We start from the raw sequence: 15,270 nt of genomic DNA, 5'->3' as shown, positions 1-15,270 counted from the left end.
GCGTCATAGCAACTACCCCTTAACATGTAAAACTACATTACTAAAAGATAGAAGAGTAATGATACCCCGTCAAAGTTAATGGGTGTCCACGACATTATCCTTTAAACTATTTTCTGATTTAATAAATGTGTTAATGCCCCACTACGTAGAGCTTCATGGAAATCATCACCGCCACCAATATGTTGATCGTTAATAAATATTTGCGGTACCGTTCTTCGCTTGCTACGCGCTTGCATTTCACGTGTTAATTTGTCGTTTCCCGTAATTTCATACTCTTCAAATGCTAAACCTAAACTGTTTAATGTCGCTTTTGCTTGTTTGCAATATGGGCAATAGCCTTTGCTGTATATTTCAATTTTAGTCATAAGATCATCTTCGCCTTGTTTGATTGATGCTTTATCTATGTTTCGTTTCGATGGTGCTATTATGATGACTATTGAAAATACAACAACGTGCAAAAGTATCGAATTTGTACATCAATCGTCTTTTTATGAAATTACAAAAGTGAGTTTTTTTAGGAGGGATTTTAGTCTTTTAATGTAATAGGGCTAGTAAGAGAGTATTCGATAGAGGTGACTTAAATGTGCTAGAATCCACGAGCTTCGATTAAAATATAGCGCTGAAAATACCAGTCGCTAATGCAGTAGCCATAAGCTGTACTTTTAAACTATCAGGCTAGCTATTCACCCTTCCTGACAGTTTAAAAAGTGCAGCTAATACTATCAGCCAACGTCCTTTGCTAAAGGCAATTGAACGCCAATATTACTCTGCAAGTAAGTTCTTATTAATGATGTATAAACGATTCGCATCGACGGTATTTTTATCTAAATACTTTTGCTCTAACTTGCCATCCGTTGACCAAGTCGCAAAATCATCATCATTTAACACACCTAAATGCTGATCATCAATCACCCATAACCCTTCCATTTTGTCATGTTTATAAGCGACTTCTTTAACCATATCGACCACCAGCTTTTTAGAGACAGGTTTAATTCCTAATTGCGCTAATGCATCCCAACCGTTTTTCTGCACATATTGCTCTAGTGTTAACCCATCAATTAACAAACCATGGCTTTCATCTTGCGTGATAGATGAAGATAACGGAATCGTTGACAGTGCAGTTCCGCTACTTAAGTCGATACGATAAACTTGCTTTTGTGCATCTGGATTGGCTTTTTGAGGCCCACCAAGCAAGAAACTCCCATCACGCTCAATCACTAAGAATTTATTATCAGTCAATGCTGCGATCTCAGAATTTGCATTCTCCAGCTTCTCTTGGCGATATAAATATTGTTCTGTTTCACCATTACTTAAATTCAACGTCACGATACGCGTGAGGTCGCCCTTTTGTGCCGCTTTATCAGGATTCTTCAGCGTTGATTGCATAATGCCCACCAGCATTTTTTCATCAGGCGTAATCGCTAAGCCTTCCATACCGCGATTAGCACGACGATGCTGATACACAGCAGGCAAATGTAATGAAGCGCGACTATCGTCTTTAAAGGCATTGATACGGTCTATCTCTACACCATTCGCATCAAAATGAACAATGTGTGGTCCATATTCATCACTTACCCAAAATGAACCATCTTTTAGCGCCACTAAGCCTTCACCATCTAACCCATAATCATCCAATTTAATCGGATTGGTTGTTGCATCATACGGCTTGTTATCATCAACTAAGACAGGTTTTCCATCAGCGTGATAAGGCGTCTCACCTGTGCCACCTAATGCAGAGGTATTAGGCAAACCAGAAATAAGTCGACCATCAGGACGTTTTAATAGGATCTCTTTTAATTGTACAACCTTGCCATTCGCTTGTACTTCAAATAAACCAATACGCGGCGTGTAATCGGCAACCGGGAAACTCTTACCTTTACCATACTCACCTTGATGATTAGCATTAGGCCCACGGTCTGTTAAAGCATAAAACTGATGTTTCTCGGTAGGATGAGCGGTCATCGCAGAGCCGTAACCACCATTACGAATTTCAAGCGGTAACTGTGTTTTGGCATCCTGTAAGTCAGCACGTAAAACCGAATAAGGTAATGGACTGCCCTCTTTCGGAAAAGCATTAAAAACAGAATCCATTTCTGCAGCCGTCACCTGACCAAAAGCACTAAATAATAAAGCCGCAGACAACGCACGGACTAAAGTCGTTTTATTCTTTAACATGAAAAACCTTAAGATAAATTTATTTTATTATCTTAAGGTACAAAATGAATATGACAGTTTAATGAATATGACAAACAGGTTTAACTCACTGAACCGAAACGAGTTTAGCAGTGGGTATTTTGTCGTTACTATATATAGCTATATAAAGTTTATGGCTGTCCACGATCTTGCGATCTTAATGATAGTATTAACACTTCACTTAATATTATATTTAAAAAACAAATAAGGCTCTTATCATGATCCCATTTATTAATGCAGAAAATGTTGAATCAAAGTTGAAATGGCAAGATCTTTGTGCCGCTTTAAGCAATGGACACAAAGCATCACGTGCTGATATAGACGATATTTTATTTAAAAATGGTGATAACGCATTATTAAGCCGCGCTGCCTGGATAAAAAATAAAGGGATTGGCATTAAAACAGCAACCATTTTTCCAGATAATGCAAAACAGTCGCCTGCAATCCCTAGTGTCCATGCTATTTTCACTCTGTTTAATGACCAAACTGGTATACCGCTAGCCATTATTGATGGAAAACTCGTTACAAAATGGAAAACCGCCGGTGATTCAGCTTTAGGAGCCAAATTACTCGCAAGGCCTGACAGCAAGGTATTAACCGTAATTGGTGCAGGTGCTGTTGCATCGTCAATTATTGATGCCTATCGCGCTTTATTTCCAAATTTAGAAAAAGTACAGATTTGGAATCGCACATTTGAAAAAGCGCAAAAATTAGCAACAGAAAAACAAGCCGTAGCAATTCAAGATATTTCAACGGCCTTAAGCAATGCAGATATTATATCGAGTTCGACGATGGCAACCTCCCCTTTTATCATGGGAGACTGGGTCAAACCTGGTACACACGTTGATTTAATCGGTGCATATAGACCAGATATGCGAGAAGCCGATGACTCACTTTTAATTAAATCTCGTATTTTTGTAGATGCAAGAGAAACGGCAGTACATGATATTGGTGAACTGGCGACCCCATTAAAAGCTAGCGTTATTGAAGAAGATGACATTATTGCTGATTTTTATCAATTGTGTAACGGTGCAATCGGGCGAAAAACAGATCAAGAAATAACTTTATTCAAAAATGGAGGTGGTGCACACCTTGATTTAATGACCGCTTTATACATTATGTCGATGAACTAAGGTGACCTGAAAAAGGTATTTAGTTTAGGCATAAAAAAACCGCCTAGCGAAGGCGGTTTTTGATCATGTTTTAATCACTAAACTTATAGCGATTCACTACGAATAATACGTTCATCAATCACTGTTTCATCTGCAATACTATCAGCTTCATTATAAGCATTATCAGCATTTGGATATTCTGATAATAAGTACTCTGCTAATGCATCTTGCTCGGTACCTGTATCTGAAAAGTTTGAGTTACCTGGATCTGCGCTTGTCATGATCTCAGTTAAGTCTGTATTCAATGCACCACAGTCTGCGCCTTCTGCTGTACATGGGAATGGGTAACCATCACCACCTTCTGCAGTATAAGTCAGTGTAGTAACAGAGAATGTCATGTCTTCTTCAGCTACTAATTCGCCATCAGAAACAACCGTGTAGTCATATTCACCATCACCGTTAGTATCAACGCTTAGTTCTTGAATACGCTGACCTGCAACAGTTTGAGTTAACGTAGTTTTACCCGTTTCCTCATCTGTAACCGTACTAAACTCACGTGCGGTTTGTGTTTCATCATAGGTTAATGACATACCAGATATTTGTGGGAAACGACCACCAGTTACATCAGATACAGCATGTTCTGCAATCTCTTTTAACTGTACAGCAGTTACTTGTAATACTGTTAATTCATTATTGAAAGATAAAGCTGTTTGTAAATCGTACTGAGAAATATCACCTTCTTCTTTACCTGCTTTAGGGTAAGCAGCTGGTGGGTAGTACTCTAGATCTTCAGCACTTGTTGAGCCTGCTGGAAAAGCTGCATAACCAATTTCTGCACGAATACCACCACCATTTTTGATAGAGATTTGCGTATCAACGCTATCATTCAGGTTTGCATACCAAAGGTTTGCTTCAGCGGTTAGGTTACCTAGGTTAGTTTCTTCAGAACGTACCGAAGTACGAAGTCCGTTTATAAACACATCAGTATGACCCACAATATTACTTTCAGATGCGATAATCACGTCATTCACAGCATAAACAATGTTATCAACATCTGTATTCGCTTCCCCAGATAATGATGTCACCATTGTTTCATCACTGATGTATGAACCACTTTCTTCATCATCAATTGAATCTACGATAATGTTGCCATTTTCATCAAATTCAACGACTAAGCGACCAAGGTATTTGTAGTCACCATCAACATTTACTAAAGCGACATCTTTACCATCTGCATCTTCAAATAATTCAGGATATTCTCCCGCAGCAACATCGCCATCCCATAAACGGTCGTTACTATCTGCAAGTAGTGTATTTGAACCACCAGCCACAATGATGTCTACGTCAGTGAGTAGTGTTGCTAGTTCTTCTTCGATAGAGATGCTTTGCATGTGCGCTAATAGGATAACTTTGTTAATACCTAGAGCAGTTAGTTCATCTACTTTCGCTTGAATTAACACGGCAAGATCGGCGGTATCATCACTCGCAGGTAGTACTGTGATATCGCCTGTATCAGTAATAATTTCATTGGTTGGAGTTGTTGCACCGACAATACCGATTTGCTCTCCATCTACCTCAATAATTGTATATGATGCTAAGCTGTTTGGAATATCACTTGCGATTAAGCCATCTTCAACCACTAATGGAGCAGTGTTCTCATCGTCAGCAAAAATCATATTTGAGCTTAGATATGGGAATTGTGCGCCTGGGTAAGTACCATCAACGTCAATAATTGAAGCAAATTCTTCAGTACCACCATCAAGATCATGGTTACCTACAGCAGAGGCTTGTAACCCCATTGCGTTAACCATTGCAATATCAGCACGACCATTACCTGGTACGTTTACCCCATCAACATTACTCATAGAGTCGTCGCTACCAGCAACATAACGCACGCCAGGAATATAGTTGTCGCCAGAGCTTAAAAATAAAGTGTTATCTGGGTATTGATTACGTAATGCATCGACATTACTTGCAAAGTTACCCGCGTTGTCCAGCGCTGTTGCATTTGAGCCATCCATATCGGCCATATGTAATAGTTGTAACGTATAATTTGAGGTGTCAACCGTGTCATTATCATCACTATCGCTATTACAAGCTGTGAGTGATGCGGCGATTAAAACAGAGGTGACAATTTGTGATAGGTAACGTTTCTTAAAATATGGCTGTTGCATTATTCTTTCCCTAGTAAATTTAATATATTGTTAATATTCATTCCATTTGGCTGACCATGCAGTCAACTTGTTGTTTAAATTACCTTCACTTTGTGAAAGATGCATCATTTTTTTTAAAAAATTTGTATTTTAACTCTAAAAAATTATTGATTGACCTGCTTGGTTATTCAATTATTCAATTATTCAATCGGTTTAAGGCTTAAAACTGCATTTTTTAAAAATATAACTAGTGCATTGATTCTTCCCTGAGAAAGGGTTATTTAAATTAATAACATTGGAAGATAAAAATATTGGGAAGCATCATTACAACTGATTGTTGTAGTTTTATTGCAGTTTCATTATCTTTTTATGTCTAAGCCGTAAAACACATACTAACGGTTAACAGACAGTACACAGCTGAAACACAACGGGAAATACAATGATAGTGAGAAGTATCAGATAACGATACCTGAGGTTGGTGTGACTGCGTCATAACCACTACCTCTTAGCATGTAAAACTTCACCACTAAAAGATAGAGTCATGATGCCCCGTGAAAGTTATGGGTGTCCACGATCTTTTTCTTTTCATTAAATAGAAGATTTCCATTAACAAACAATCATTTACCTATGTAAATCTTACACCCCCTCTGAACTTATTCCATGTATATTTTAATTAATAAATAAATTAATGCATTTAAATCAACAAGTTAAAATTGGAACAGTAATTGCAAACCCCATGTTACTGAATTGATGAAAAGGAAAATAAAGATGAACGATATTGCTTACACAGGGTACATAGCGTTTTATTTATATTTAGTGATGTTACTCATTCAGTGGGCAATTGCCACCTTTAATAAGTCAAAGCAACCCAATGCAGTCCCTGGGAAAATTGATGAAAATCTATCTCACGATAGTTTTGTTTTCAGAGCGCATCGTACTTTCCACAATACCCTAGAAAACAGTGCGTTATTTGTAGGTACAGTGCTATTAGCATTTGTACTTAACGTACAAAGTCCTATTTTTGCTATTTGTATTTGGACTTACCTTGTCGCCAGAATTGTGTACATGACGCTGTACTACACCATTGCAACTGAAAAGAACCCGAGTCCACGTACCTACTTCTTTTTGATTGGTGTAGCGGCAAATATAGTTATGTTAGTGATATTGGCTCTAAGACTTATCTAATCATAAGTTCTAAAGTAAAAAATGACGAGAGGTAATAACTAACATCAAAACAAGCAAACTCATCATAAGTAAATTCTCAATAACAACGTTACGCATTATTTTTAATAACATAAACCTAATCTTGAAACTGAGCAGGAGATAAAATGAAACAGACATTAATTATTGGCGCAAGTGGTCAAATTGGTAAAAAATTCACACAATTGATGCTAGATAACGATCAACACGTAGTCGCTTTGGTACGTGATAAAAGCAAACTATCAGATATACATAATGACAAACTAACCATTGTTGAAGAAGATCTTAACAAAGACTTTGGACACGCGTTTAAAGACTGTGAAAATGTCGTTTTTGCAGCAGGCTCTGGTGGCCATACTGGCGCAGATAAAACCATACTAATCGATTTATGGGCAGCCTGTAGAGCAGCTAATTATGCAAAAAATCACGATGTAAAGCATTTCACTATGGTCAGTTCGATTGGAGCCGGTGACCCATCAGAAGGTCCAGAAAACATGCATCCCTATTTAGTAGCCAAACATATGGCAGATGAACACCTAATGAACAGTGGTTTGCATTATTCAATAATACGCCCCGGTTCACTTACCAATGACACAGGTAAGGGCAAGTTTACCAATCAGCGACCAGAGCAAAAAGAACAAGCGACAATCACGCGCGATGACGTGGCTAAAGCACTGTTATTTGCAGTGACAAATCCACCTAAGAAAAGCGCTATTACCGAAATTTTTAACGGTAGTAAAAATATTGATGAAGTTTTACCTTCGTAAAGTCTGCATGCCTGTGACGAATAAATATGTACTAGTTAGTCGTTACAGGCAGTAAGATAAACAGAGTGATATTAAGGGGGCCACTATATTAAGGCTCTCTCAATAATGACACTTAAAGCTTACATCACACGAAAATTTGTCAGTATATTTATTTCACCACACAAGTAAGCTCGGCGGGCACAACGCGAAATACAGTGATAATAAGGTGTATCAGATAATGATAGTTGTGATTGGCGAGATTGAGTCAGAATAAACTACCTATTAAATACAAAAAGCAAAAACACGCATTTATAAAAGGTAGTTTAACGATGACAATTATTCAAAGGGTTAGCTGTCCAGATCTTTTTGTAGTTTTATTGCAGTTTCATTATCTTTTTATGTCTAAGCCGTAAAACACATATTAACGGTTAAAAGACAGTACACAACTGAAACACAACGGAAAATACAATGATAGTGAGAGGTATCCTGAGATTGGCGTGACTGCGTCATAACAACTACCTCTTAGCATGTAAAACTAGATCACTAAAAGATAGAGTCATGATGACCTGTGAAAGTTATGGGTGTCCACGATCTTTCATTTGTTCTTTTTGTTAAATAAAGGCTTCAAAATGCGCTCGTAATCTCTAGACAATGCCGTCAATAAACTAAAGCTAAATAATTGTAATAAGTAGTCAAGAACTACGGTTTCAGGATATAAAATTAAAACTATGAAGTACAAAATTAAACTACACCCAGTAGTCCAACCAAACATTGCAGTAACTATTTCCCAACGTTTGGATTCATGATCGCCACCTAACAAATTAGCGAAGAGAATAATAACAGCAGGAATTAATTGTGATGCGAAATCCATTTGTTAGCTCCTTTATACCTAGTTAACAGATAAAAAATAGTTAATTAAAATAAGCGACACAGGAGTAAAACTGCTTTTTTCCCTGCAGAGCTGACTTATAATCCGGCCAAGCCATTTAATTAAATAGATTCATTATTATATAAAATGAAACATGCTTCTGCTAAACAAGATACAGGTTACCCAATGACTTTAAATCTTCACTTTCTAGTTTTATTTTGATTAATTATTTGGCGTTTAAGCTCTTTTAGGTTGAATGTGGTTGTTATATTACTTATTGATAAACAACGTGGAAGCGCTCTAAAACCAGCGTCATATTTTCATTTGGCTCAATACCCAAATCGTTGCATTCTTTAACAAAGAAGTCCCAATGTGCTTTTCTCCACCATTCAAGTGAACGGTCGCCCTCTCCTTCTGCATAAGCAAACTCAGGAGTTACTTCATTGTATTTACACTTTTCAACGGAGTCGATTTCGATAATACAAACAGGGTTACGCGCCCAATCAATGACAACCATTAAATGCCCAACAGCTGGCATTGGCTCTTCACCTGAGTCATACCAATGACTCAGGCTACAAGTTGCTGTCTTTTGACCTATTTTGATTAATTCAGCACATAAATTGGCGTTATATTCATCAGCACAAAAATAGTCTGAACTGAATGAGTGATACTTCTGGCGATCCGAATCACTTAAAGTATTCAGGTATTTTTCTAAATAAAGTTGAGATTGTTCTTCCATGAAACCCTCTAGGTAATTTTTTAATAACACACCATTTTAAGCGGCATGTTATTCTTTGATAAAATATGAAAGGAAATCAGACTAAAAAACTATTATGAGACCAACTTGTTCCTTTGTTATCTAATAGCTTAACTCGGGTTTATTTTTGACGTTAAAACATGATCTTGCCATGAACCAGCTATTTTTAAATAAGACTTTGCTAATCCTTCTTTTTCAAACCCTAACTTCTCCAATAACTTACCAGAACGCGTATTGGTTGGAATATAGTTAGCCATCACTCTATGTAAATTGTATTCGGTAAATACGTACTGTATTGATGCTTGCAGCATTTCAAACATTAGCCCTTTACCTTGGTTTTTCTCTGAGATTGAGTAGCCAAGATGACAAGCTTGAAACGCACCATGAACAATATTAGAAAATGTACATACACAAATAATCTCAGACTTACTTTTATCAAAGGCAACAAGCGGAATAGCAGCCCCAGATTGAAAGCTTTTAAAGTTTAACGCAACACGTTTTTTTGTTTCTTCTAAGCCAAAATACCCTGCAGGCCTTATCGGCTCCCAAGGTGCTAAATGACCAAAGTTATCACTTTCATATTTGACAAGTAATTCAAAATCATCCGGTTTTAAAACAGAAATAATTAAATTTTCAGTTTCTAACTGAGGTATTACTTTCAAGGTTAATATCTCCTAGAGGTATAAGGTCGGATTTAGTGAAGTAAAATAATTACTTAACAATATTAAGCATTTAAAACAACAACATTAAAAGATAGAAGAGCAATTATGACACGTTAAAGTTTATGGATATTCAAGATCTTTTGCTAAAAAGTAGATTCCTTTTAAATGTTAGTCAAAAGGTTTGGATGTCCTACCTTTTTTGCAAATCCGTTAATTACGCTTATTTGTTGGAATATCACGTAAATCCTTACTGCTAACCTCTTTAAAACATAAATTTCATATCTAAAAATACAATTTATTACAGCAAACTAAACACTTTCACCTTGATCTAGATCAATTAAATCATAAATAAAAGAAAATAATTAACTCATTGATAAATAAATAAAAAAAATAAAATATATCATTAAAACAAAGAAATTAACTTTAAAGTGATTAATATATGATTTTTAAAAAATATAGAATCGATTAATATCTATCATTCTCATTAAGTGTACCAATAAGAATTCGCTCCTGTAATTTTGTACTAAATTGTTACAAAAAATGAGATACCTATTAATATATTTAAAAATAAAAGGAATTTTTTAATGTCATTAACACTATCCAAAACTAAGCTTTCGTTTGCTATTGCTATTGCTATTTCGAGCCTATACTTCCCCTTTAGTAACGCTGCTACTTCATCTTCTGGTATTGATTCATCAACAGGTTATGCTAAAAATTATAAGCCAACTGGCGATGAAATGATTTTAAACTTTGATAAAGTATCTTGGAATACTGTAAAAGTTGACAGTGCAAGTGAGCTTACATCTGCACTTTATAATGCATCAGCAGGTGATAAAATTGTCATTGCATCGGGCACTTATAGAGGCAATTTCAAATTAAAAACAGGCGGTACGCAAAATAAACCGATTTGGATTGTAGGTGAAAGTACATCTAACATGCCTTATCTAAATGGTGAAGATCAAAATAACGGCACTACCTTAGCAATTGATGGTGAAGATGCGGGTGGTATTTCTTATATCTATATTGAAAATATTAAAGTGAATAGTGCAAGAACCGGAATTGCTGTTGACCAAGCTGATTATGTGACTATCGATAATGTAGAAGTATATAATGTAGGACAATCGGCAATTCACCTGAGAGATGGCAGTGAGTATAACATTGTTAAAAACTCTTATATCCATGATACAGGGCTTTATAACGTAAAATATGGTGAAGGTGTCTATATTGGATCTGATTATACTAAATGGCCTGGCGGTAGTAGTTCTTCTGAATATGATCCAGCTGTTGATTATGCTCAAATCTTAAATAATAAAATTGGTCCTAATGTTACTGCTGAGCATATTGATATCAAAGAAGGTTCATCATACGCTTATATTATTGGAAATACTTTTGATGCTAAAGGCATGAACGACATTCTTAATGGTGGCTTAAGTTTCATAGATTTCAAAGGTAATTATGCTGAAGCTGCATATAACATTGGTGATCAAAACAATAATGAATATTTTGAAAATGCATTTGAAATAAATGAAAAATCTTCTGGTTGGGGTTCTTACAACGATATTCACAATAATACCGTTACCTTTGATGACAAATATTATGATGATAGCAGTGTGTCAGTTACCATTACGTTACCTTTAGGCTCAGGCGGTAAAGCAAACAATGCTAAAACGAATGATGATATAAAACCAACACATTGGGTAGTGAAAAATAATGTTGATACTACGAACACAGTATCAAACAATACTCGAATCAAAGAAGATAAAGATAAAATGTACACTGGGTTTTAATTGAATTTAAGACTATAAAAAATGGTGTAGCTGTTTATTTATAACCTCAATATTTGAGGATAATAAGCAGTTACCACCAACGTTATCCTATTAATCTGTCACTTGCTTTTGAACCACTGGGCAGCATCATCTGTAAGCCCCAGCTTTATTCATCGAGCATTTCAAACAACTAAAATAAAGCTGGACAGCCATAGGCTTTAAGCTGTAATTGATTTATGACCTTTCAACTAATCAGTGTCCACGATCTTACTTCGTTTGAGTAGCTTGTATGGATAATATCCTACCTTTTAAACCTTATTATGCTAGTGCTCACAATCTAAACGAATATATTTGGATGTCTGTTCCTTCATTCGCATCAATATATTAATGACCCAGAGCTCAATTGCAGCTAGTGTAATACAAAGCATTGTCACATCGAAAAGAGCAATATTCAGCTTTTTATACCAAATTAGAAAAGGAGAACTTACAGTAAAAAGAACAAAAAGAGCAAATGTAAACATCATAATCACTAAAAATATTAAGCATATAATATTTAATCCGATTCTAATTTTTGGCGACTTAAACATTTTGATGAATTCAGAATCTTCTCTTTCTAATGAACTCTCTGAAATAGCATAATTATGAATTGCTTTAATGAACGGTAATTTAGATATTAAATAAAGCATCATCAAGAATATAACTGTTCCTAATATGGCTGAAGTGTAATTAGTGAAGAAAAAACCGACTTCTCCTTCCAACTTTGAACCTTCTTCTAAAAGAGCTTTAAACTGTTCGTAATACTCCATTAATTTTCCTAAGTTTAATTTTTAGCATTACAGTATATTATCCATAATTCACGATAATAACGGACTATAAAATAAAAAAATAATAATAAAACAACAAAGTAAAACTGAACACCCATCGATTTTAAGTTGTAATTGATTTTATAGTCTTCAACTAATGGGTGTCCACGATCTTTTTATATAACTCCCTTACACATACCGTCTTACTAAGCGACGAAAAATTGTTGGATAAAATTGCAAAAAACGAGCATTAGCCAACTGCTTAACGCCCATTTGAGTGTTTATTAGGTATTCCATTAATTAAAAGTAAAACAGGGAAATCCACCGACTTTAAATTGTAATTAATTGGTTTTATAGTCTTCAACTAATGGGTATCCACGATCTTTACGATCTTTACGATCTTACGTCAACGCCAAGTTAAGTGGTTAGGGGGGCGTGCTAAAAGTGGAGCGGAGCGAAATCAGCACGCGTTAGCGAATCCGACTTAAACTTTTTGTTATATTTTTATTTGTGCAAGTAGCATTTTTTTTGCGTATATATAGGTATCAATGCATCATAAAGAGTACTAACTTTAGATTCAATTTCATCCAAGTACTCTGTTAACTCGCTTTGCTTGGTATTAAGGTAATCATCTACAACACGGTCAAGGATAGCCTGCTCAAGAATAGGTTCCCCTCCATTTTCAACAGAAAGATGGCTAGTAGTTAAAAACAGCGTTACGTTATCTAAGATTTCTTCACTGTAGCGACCGTGATGAATTACACTATTTCGAATGAAACGGTACTCGTTGCATTTTTTGTTTACTGACTTCAATAAAGTATCTATGTCATAATTTTTCACGTGTTCGTTACAGACAATAGTATTATGTGTAATGCTTTCATTAGCTAACCCTAAATTAAATATACGGTTTACTAAAATTAGCACTCGATCATAAATTGATTGAACACGTATAATGCTATTTTCAACCCATAACTGAATAAATTCAGCTTTATCTCGGTTACTTTCAGCTAACGAATCTAAGGCGGAAGTCGATAAAAGAGAAAGAGACAGTTTTGCACTTTGAATTGAGTTTTCAACTGTGCAAAGGGCTTTTCCACAATCAAGCATGTAAATGTCAGCACAAGTCGTAACCTCAACACTTCCCTCTGCGGGGTTAATTTTTCCCTGTTGAATCGGGTTATCAGGATCTAAAATTATTTCTCTATTAATTTGGTGCATAAGTACCCCTAAAAATATAACGCCTGCTTAAGCAGACTAAAATGATTGGCTATAATTTTGTGAAGAACGAACAATAGCCAACTGTTTTAGTCTCGTTTGAAGCTATTGTTAGCTGAATTACTCAAAGGGAGTTCACTAATTGCTTAGTAGAGTCTTTTAAAATACTTTTAATTCCCTCATTAATTACCGAGACTTTTATCTCTTTCAGTCCAACACCTTTTGGCACATGCGGTAAAGAGTAAAACCAAGATTTTGAATTTTCATAACGCCAGTTTGTAAACGAAGAAATTGACAAGTAATCGACAGTATCAATTTCTTTAGGCCATAATTTTAAATTCAATATATCAGCAGATATTTCGGGTAATAATCTTAATTTATCCATATCTAATTGCTCTTCAGCAGAGAGATGTACAGAAAAGTTTTTTATTAACATCACCTCAAGATTTAACTTTCCTAATGTATCAATTAATTCTGACCGCGTTATGGAAAACCTCTCGTGAGATGGATTAGCCTGCATTACGATCATATTGATAGCTTGAAGTTCAATTATATTTAGTAAGCGTAAAGCGTTTATTTTAGCTTCGTAGTGCTGAGCTTTCCTATGTTGGGATTTCCATTGGTCCCATGCATATAGTGCAATTGCAGTGGCTATGATGCCACCGGCTCCGCCAAGAATTGTAAAAATAAGTGAAGTTAATTCAGATGTAGTAAGAGTACCTTTTGCAGGCTTAAGCTCATAAATAGCTCCAACGCCGACTCCACATGCAAATCCAATGGCTAGAAATAAAAGAACTAATAATAATTTAAACATTAACTACCACTTTAAAAATTGAAATTTTAGCATTCAGCTAACACCAGCTTAAGCGGACTAAAATTGTTGGTTATAATGTAGAGCGAAGCGGAACCTAACCAACTGTTTTAGTTCCGTTTAAATGCCTTGTTATAACCCTTTTGTATCGAAACCTGCCTCTTTTAACCTTTTAAGAGTTTTATACTTATAAGCTTGATTATCACTCCATTCAAACTGCACATACTGTAGGCTTGACAAAGCCTCTTCCGACACCAAAAACTCGATGTTATGTCTAATTAAATTTTCAATTAAATAAATATGTCTTTCACTATCTTCGTTATGGTCGACTGCGCATAAACCCCAACATTGATTTATAAAAGGGTCTATTACTTTATATATAAACTGAATCGTTTCTTCTGCGCAATCCCTCCCGCAGGGGTCTGCAAAGTGTTGAAGGCAATTACGTAAATTACCAAAACTTTTGAAAACATCAGTAGTTTGTAACTTTATTCCAGTCGCAGCCCATAAACGTTCAGGCAAATCAAAGTATTGAATTGTTTTAGCTTTCTCCACTAAATGTGCAAAATCTAACGTTTCTGAGCTCACCTGTGTAGATTTTGGCAACTGTTCAAATATCAACAACGGATGCTCTTGAGCTATACGCGCTTTAATCAATATTTCTGCTGCATGAGCAGCCTGAAGAACAGACAATTGTGACCACATATGGTTTTCGCAACTGTAGTAGTTTGCATGCCAATTTGCATGAGCTAAAGCAGCTAACCCAAGCTCTAGCATACTCTTATGAGTATCTTTTAATTCAGGGTTCACAGTTCACCTTCGACTAGGGTTATAACAGTATATTAAACAGAATAATTCCATATTTAAGGTGGATACACGGAATATTTTAATTTATTAAAATATACGCTTTTTAAGCACAAAAACAATATGTATTCTGGTCTAATTGAACCGGACACTTTAATTCTGGATAATAATATCCACTAT

The 15,270-nt window shown here is 35.6% G+C and carries 14 protein-coding genes and 1 pseudogene; 4 read left to right on the top strand and 11 right to left on the bottom strand.

Going from position 1 to position 15,270, the window contains the following annotated elements:
- Positions 1-101 precede the first annotated feature (101 nt).
- The gene (gene grxC, locus V6256_RS13260) at positions 102-365 is read right to left on the bottom strand and encodes a glutaredoxin 3 (RefSeq protein WP_341598705.1); all 264 of its coding nucleotides are present in this window, start codon (positions 363-365) and stop codon (positions 102-104) included.
- A 397-nt stretch (positions 366-762) separates the two neighbouring features.
- On the bottom strand, positions 763-2,175 hold the full coding sequence (locus V6256_RS13255) for an esterase-like activity of phytase family protein (protein WP_341598704.1): 1,413 nt from the start codon (positions 2,173-2,175) through the stop codon (positions 763-765).
- Between the two features lie 236 nt (positions 2,176-2,411).
- Here V6256_RS13255 and V6256_RS13250 point away from each other — a divergent pair, with 236 nt between their 5' ends.
- A complete protein-coding gene (locus tag V6256_RS13250; protein WP_341598703.1) occupies positions 2,412-3,326 on the top strand; it encodes an ornithine cyclodeaminase family protein in 915 nt (304 codons plus the stop codon).
- A gap of 83 nt (positions 3,327-3,409) precedes the next feature.
- Here the strand turns inward: V6256_RS13250 and V6256_RS13245 are convergent, their stop codons facing one another.
- Complete coding sequence (locus V6256_RS13245; RefSeq protein ID WP_341598702.1) at positions 3,410-5,479, bottom strand: bifunctional metallophosphatase/5'-nucleotidase; 2,070 nt, start codon at positions 5,477-5,479, stop codon at positions 3,410-3,412.
- 747 nt (positions 5,480-6,226) lie between these two features.
- Between V6256_RS13245 and V6256_RS13240 the strand changes: the two genes are divergently transcribed.
- The gene (locus V6256_RS13240) at positions 6,227-6,643 is read left to right on the top strand and encodes an MAPEG family protein (protein WP_341598701.1); all 417 of its coding nucleotides are present in this window, start codon (positions 6,227-6,229) and stop codon (positions 6,641-6,643) included.
- Positions 6,644-6,786: 143 nt separating this feature from the next.
- Positions 6,787-7,425: an SDR family oxidoreductase gene (locus V6256_RS13235; RefSeq protein WP_341598700.1), complete on the top strand. Its 639-nt coding sequence runs from the start codon at positions 6,787-6,789 to the stop codon at positions 7,423-7,425.
- Between the two features lie 137 nt (positions 7,426-7,562).
- Here V6256_RS13235 and V6256_RS13230 read toward each other — a convergent pair.
- From V6256_RS13230 to V6256_RS13215, 4 genes and pseudogenes are all read right to left on the bottom strand, one after another.
- Positions 7,563-7,673, bottom strand: a pseudogene (locus V6256_RS13230) (transposase); the annotation flags it as partial.
- A gap of 326 nt (positions 7,674-7,999) precedes the next feature.
- Positions 8,000-8,275, bottom strand: coding sequence for a hypothetical protein (locus V6256_RS13225; protein ID WP_341598699.1), 276 nt, complete (start codon positions 8,273-8,275; stop codon positions 8,000-8,002).
- A 271-nt stretch (positions 8,276-8,546) separates the two neighbouring features.
- Entirely contained in the window at positions 8,547-9,011 is a 465-nt protein-coding gene (locus V6256_RS13220) for an ASCH domain-containing protein (protein ID WP_341598698.1), read from the bottom strand.
- Between the two features lie 128 nt (positions 9,012-9,139).
- A complete protein-coding gene (locus V6256_RS13215; RefSeq protein ID WP_341598697.1) occupies positions 9,140-9,691 on the bottom strand; it encodes a GNAT family N-acetyltransferase in 552 nt (183 codons plus the stop codon).
- Between the two features lie 584 nt (positions 9,692-10,275).
- Here V6256_RS13215 and V6256_RS13210 point away from each other — a divergent pair.
- On the top strand, positions 10,276-11,478 hold the full coding sequence (locus tag V6256_RS13210; RefSeq protein ID WP_341598696.1) for a right-handed parallel beta-helix repeat-containing protein: 1,203 nt from the start codon (positions 10,276-10,278) through the stop codon (positions 11,476-11,478).
- A gap of 302 nt (positions 11,479-11,780) precedes the next feature.
- Here the strand turns inward: V6256_RS13210 and V6256_RS13205 are convergent, their stop codons facing one another.
- The 4 genes from V6256_RS13205 to V6256_RS13190 all read right to left on the bottom strand — a co-directional run bounded on the left by V6256_RS13205 (position 11,781) and on the right by V6256_RS13190 (position 15,096).
- Positions 11,781-12,263, bottom strand: coding sequence for a hypothetical protein (locus V6256_RS13205; RefSeq protein ID WP_341598695.1), 483 nt, complete (start codon positions 12,261-12,263; stop codon positions 11,781-11,783).
- A gap of 501 nt (positions 12,264-12,764) precedes the next feature.
- Positions 12,765-13,478 carry a Cthe_2314 family HEPN domain-containing protein gene (locus V6256_RS13200; RefSeq protein WP_341598694.1) on the bottom strand — a complete coding sequence of 238 codons (714 nt, stop codon included), beginning with the start codon at positions 13,476-13,478 and terminating at the stop codon, positions 12,765-12,767.
- A gap of 121 nt (positions 13,479-13,599) precedes the next feature.
- Positions 13,600-14,289, bottom strand: coding sequence for a hypothetical protein (locus tag V6256_RS13195; RefSeq protein WP_341598693.1), 690 nt, complete (start codon positions 14,287-14,289; stop codon positions 13,600-13,602).
- A gap of 129 nt (positions 14,290-14,418) precedes the next feature.
- Positions 14,419-15,096 (bottom strand): hypothetical protein, encoded by a 678-nt coding sequence (locus V6256_RS13190; RefSeq protein WP_341598692.1) that lies wholly within the window; start codon positions 15,094-15,096, stop codon positions 14,419-14,421.
- Positions 15,097-15,270: the final 174 nt, after the last annotated feature.

This window comes from Psychromonas aquatilis (genome assembly GCF_038155185.1).
Lineage (GTDB): Bacteria > Pseudomonadota > Gammaproteobacteria > Enterobacterales > Psychromonadaceae > Psychromonas > Psychromonas aquatilis.
The sequence above is the reverse complement of the archived record's forward strand: the minus strand, read 5'-3'. Positions and strand labels throughout refer to the sequence as shown.